The following is a 245-nucleotide window of genomic DNA, read 5'->3' as shown; positions in this document are numbered from 1 at the left end:
TGCGTTCGCAGGTAGTGCGCGAGTGTGGCGGGGGTGGGGTGGTCGAGTATCGCGGTGGTGGGCAGGCGCAGGCCGGTGCCGATGCCCATCTTGTTGCGGAGTTCGACGGCGGTGAGGGAGTCGAGTCCCATGTCGAAGAATCCGCGGTGTTCGTCGATTCCGCGGCTGTTGCTGTGGCCGAGTACGGCCGCCACGTGGTCGCGTACGAGGCCGAGGAGGAACTGCTCCTGTTCGCCCTCGGTGAG

General features: G+C 66.9%; 1 protein-coding gene. It reads right to left on the bottom strand.

Features of this window, described 5'->3' with window-relative positions:
- Positions 1-245, bottom strand: a 245-nt coding sequence (locus IH48_RS34130) for an acyl carrier protein (RefSeq protein WP_037844337.1), incomplete at both ends; no start/stop codon positions are given.

Origin of the sequence: Streptomyces sp. NRRL F-5126 (assembly GCF_000721265.1) — a bacterium.
Classification (GTDB): Bacteria; Actinomycetota; Actinomycetes; order Streptomycetales; family Streptomycetaceae; genus Streptomyces.
This window is presented reverse-complemented; position numbering and strand designations above follow the sequence as displayed.